The organism is Streptomyces sp. CBMA123 (assembly GCF_014596465.1).
GTDB lineage: Bacteria > Actinomycetota > Actinomycetes > Streptomycetales > Streptomycetaceae > Kitasatospora.
Map to the genome: position 1 here is coordinate 1 of NZ_MECK01000378.1, position 3,769 is coordinate 3,769.

At 76.5% G+C, this 3,769-nt stretch carries 2 protein-coding genes, 1 pseudogene and 1 riboswitch; all 3 genes and pseudogenes read left to right on the plus strand.

From position 1 onward, the window contains the following. Positions 1 to 161: 161 nt before the first annotated feature. A riboswitch (cobalamin riboswitch) is annotated at positions 162 to 292 on the minus strand. 194 nt (positions 293 to 486) lie between these two features. After that, positions 487 to 1,179, plus strand: a complete 693-nt coding sequence (locus tag BG452_RS31075) for a transcriptional regulator (RefSeq protein ID WP_188307691.1) — start codon at positions 487 to 489, stop codon at positions 1,177 to 1,179. A 391-nt stretch (positions 1,180 to 1,570) separates the two neighbouring features. Further along, a complete protein-coding gene (locus BG452_RS31080; protein WP_188307692.1) occupies positions 1,571 to 2,695 on the plus strand; it encodes an alpha/beta hydrolase in 1,125 nt (374 codons plus the stop codon). A 557-nt stretch (positions 2,696 to 3,252) separates the two neighbouring features. Further along, positions 3,253 to 3,769: pseudogene (locus BG452_RS31085) on the plus strand (hypothetical protein); the annotation flags it as partial.

Consider the following 3,769-nt stretch of genomic DNA (forward strand, 5'->3'; position numbering starts at 1 on the left):
GTCGGCGGCATAGCCCGCGACGGCGCCCAGCGCGAAGGCGGCGGCGCGGGTCAGCCCGCGCACGGCGGCGGGCAGCTCAGGGTCCGGCGGGGCGGGGCAGCCTGCATCGCGTGGGTGTCCTCACTCAGGGTCCGCGCCCTGGATCGACGTACCGGGGGCGAGAGTCTCCTGGCTTCCGGGTCGGACGCACCCCCGGGCCTTCCAGCGGCTTCTGACGGCCCACCGTGGCATGTTCGAGCGTGCTCCCCGGTGACAGTGGCGGGACCGCGCCGGACTCGCACCGGCTTCCTCTCCATGCCTCCGTTTGGCCCCAGGATCCCATCACGCGCCCGAACCGGGAGTCAACCGAGGTCACGGAGGGGTTGGTCACACGGCGGGCCGCCGTCCGGCCTGTGCGATCGCCCAGCGCTGGGGAGGGCCGACCGGCCCCGCTTCGTGCGTTCGGCGGCTGGGGCAGCGCCGAGGACCGCACCTACGTTCGGTGCCATGCGCCGCAGAGAGTCACCCGCCGCCGCCCCCGCCCCGGTGCCGTTCTCGCCGGGGGCCGCCCGCGCCCACCGGGCCGGCCTCGGGCTGACCCCCGAGCAGGTCGCCGAGGGCATGGCCGCGCACGGCGTACGGCTGCTCCCCGGGCACGTCCTCGCCTGGGAGAGCGGCGCGCTGCGGCCCGGCGAGGCCGAGTTCATCGCACTGGCCCGCGCCCTCTGGTGCCCGGCCGACCAGTTGATGGACGGCCGGCCGGTGAGCCTGCGCGACCACCGGCTCGCCCGGGAACTCGGCCCGGATGCCGTCGCCGAACGGCTCGGCATGCCGCTGCCCGCCTACCGGCAGGCCGAACTGACCGGCCACTGGGACGGCGACCCGGACCAGACCCACGCCCTCGCCCAGGTGCTCGCCCTGCGGCTGACCGAACTGGTCGAGGCCACCGGCCGCCGCGAAGCGCTCGACCGGCTGCTCCGCCAGTGCGTGGCCGGCCGCTGGCAGCCCCACCTGCGCCCGCTCGCCCGACTCGTCCCCGTCCCCGAACCCCACCTCGCCGCCGTCCTCCCCCTCCTCCAGCAGGAACACCACGTCCCCACCCACTGGGGCGCCACCACCCAGCCCCGCACCCCCACCCCACCCCTCACCCCCCGCTTCTGGCACCTCCTCAGCACCCGCCACCCCGCCATCCCCGTCTGACCCGGCTACCCCCCACCCACCTCAGCGGGCGCGCCGGACGAAAGCCCGCGCGCCCGCAACAAACCCCACCCCTCACCCACCCCCTCACCCGACCAGGCGAGAGGGACGCGCTGCGGGAGGGGCGGTGCAGGGGGTGGCTGCGGAGAGGGGCGTGACGGGTGATTTTCAGACTGCCAACGGCGCCCAACCCCCCACCCACAGAGTCGGCAGTCCGAAAATCACCCAGCCCCCGGAGCAGCCACCCCCGGAACCGCCCCGCCCCCACCCTCCCGAGAGCCCCCCGAACAAACACCACCCCCCAGACGGCCCAGCCCGGTGGCCAGGCCGATGCCCCCCCGGTGGACTGGTGCTCGAAAACCGTCCGGGTCCGTGCAGCAGAGCGGGGAACGAAATGCGTTGGGGAACCGCAGCCGTCGTGGCGGCCGCCGCCGCGGGGGCCGTCGTCCTGGTGGTCGGCCGCCGGGCCTCCGAGCGGATGGTCCGTCCGGGGGCGGGTCCGGGGCCGGGGGGTGCCGGGCCGGATTCCGGTCCCGTGCTGGTGCAGAGCCTGGCCGCCGGCCGGGTCACCTTCAGCCGCCGTCCGGAGAGTCTGCGGCCCGGCCGGTGGGCGGTCGAGTGGGACGGCGGCGGGCACGCGGTGGTGGAGGAGGTCCTGCACCGGGACGAGCAGGGTGTCACCCGCCGGCTGGTCCGGGCCGACCGGGGCACCCTGACGCCCGGCACCGAGGTCCGCTTCACTCCGCGCGTGCACCTGGGCGATCCCACCCGGGCGCTCGGTCTGGCCTTCACCGACACCGCCGTCGACGGCGAGCTCGGCGCGCTGCCCGCCTGGTGGCTGGACGGCAGGCGCGGGACCTGGGTGATCCTGGTGCACGGCCCGGAGGCCGACCGCCAGCAGACCCTCCCGGTGCTGCCGGTCCTGCACCGCCTGGGCCTGCCCGCGCTGGCGGTCACCTACCGCGGTGACGAGGGCGCCCCGGCCTCGCCGGACGGCTACAGCCACTTCGGCGAGACCGAGTGGCGGGACATCGAGTCGGCGGTGCGGCTGGCGCTGGACAACGGCGCGGGCCGGGTGATCCTCTACGGCTGGTCGGTGGGCGCCACCACGGTGCTGCAGACGGCGGCGCGTTCCGCCTGGGCGCACGCGATCAGCGGGATCGTCCTCGACTCGCCGGTCCTGGACCTTCCGGTCGCCGCCCGCCGGGACGCCGTCCGGGCCGGTTTCACCGGGGTCGCCGCCGAGTTGGGCGCGCTGGCCGCGGAGGGCCGCACCGGCGTCGACCTGGCGGACTTCTCCCGCCTCGCCGAGGGGACGGACCTGCGGGCGCCGACCCTGATCCTGCACAGCCCCGACGACCGGATCGCGCCCTTCGGCACGGTGGAGCGCCTGGCCGCCGCCCGGCATGACGTGGTGAGCCTCCAGCGCTTCCCCGGGGCCGAGCACGCCGCGCTCTGGAACTCGGCCCCGGACCACTACACCGAGCTCCTCCGGCGCTGGCTCACCCCGCTGCTCTGACCAAGCGGCCAGCCGCCGCTGCTCTGACCAGGCGGCCGGCCGCCGCCAAGAGAGCGATCGCCACACCGGAAGTCGGCCGGTCCGACTTCCGGTGCGCCGCCGCGTTCCCGTCGGCAGCCGCCGGCTGGCCGGATTCCAGCCCTCCGTTTCCGCCGCGACCCGCCCCCGCACCGTCGCGGAACCCCGTCCCAGTACGGAGAGTGACCGCGCGGACGGGCAGTGCGACGCCCAGCCGCCACCCTGGCATGACCCCGCCACCCGTTTCCGGCCAGGCGGTTTGCCGCTGTTGCCCGGTCTTGCGGAGGTGCCGTCGCCAGTCGCGCGGGCGTACGGACAACCGGATGTGACAGAAGGCCCATGCAAGGGGAAGACTGCTGGACGTGACGTCTCGGAACCCGCGCGACCGTGATGCCCCGCTCCCGCCGACGATCGGTACCGGTGCGACGGTGACCCGTCTCCCCGGTACGGCCCAGCGGCCATCCGGCGGCAGGCCGGGCGGGGCCGGTGTACCCCGGCGACGAGGGCCCGCCCCGGCGCCCGGCCGGGGCCGGGTTCCGATGCCGGAAGGCTTCCCCGCGCCGGCCGAGCTGGCGCCGCTGGCCCGTCGGATGCTGGTGGACGCCGTCCGGATCGCCCGCTGGGCCGGGGAGCTGGCGGAGGTCGACAAGCGCGGCGAGCTGCTCCCGGACGACGCCCGGGCGGCCGGCCGCGCGCTGGCCATGACGGTCGGCGCGGCGGCCAAGGCCTGGGGCCAGGCGCTGCTGGTGGGCCTGGTGGAGGCCCGGGACGGCGGAGCCGGCCCCGGCTGGCGCCTGCACGCCTGGGAGCACGACGACGAGGCCGTGGTGCGCGGCTGGTCCGGGCTGTTCGACGCCTGGACGCTGCTCGCCCCGGTGCCGCCCGCCGCGCTGCGCGGGGTGTTCGCCGTCCTGGCCGGCCAGGCCGTGGACCAGGCCCCGCAGCTGCTGTCCTTCCTGCACCTGGTGGACGGCCCGGTGCCCGAGAGCGAGCTGCTGGAGCTGCTGCGCCGCGGTCTGGACGAGCGCCGGGTCGGCGCGGCCGTCAGATCGGAAG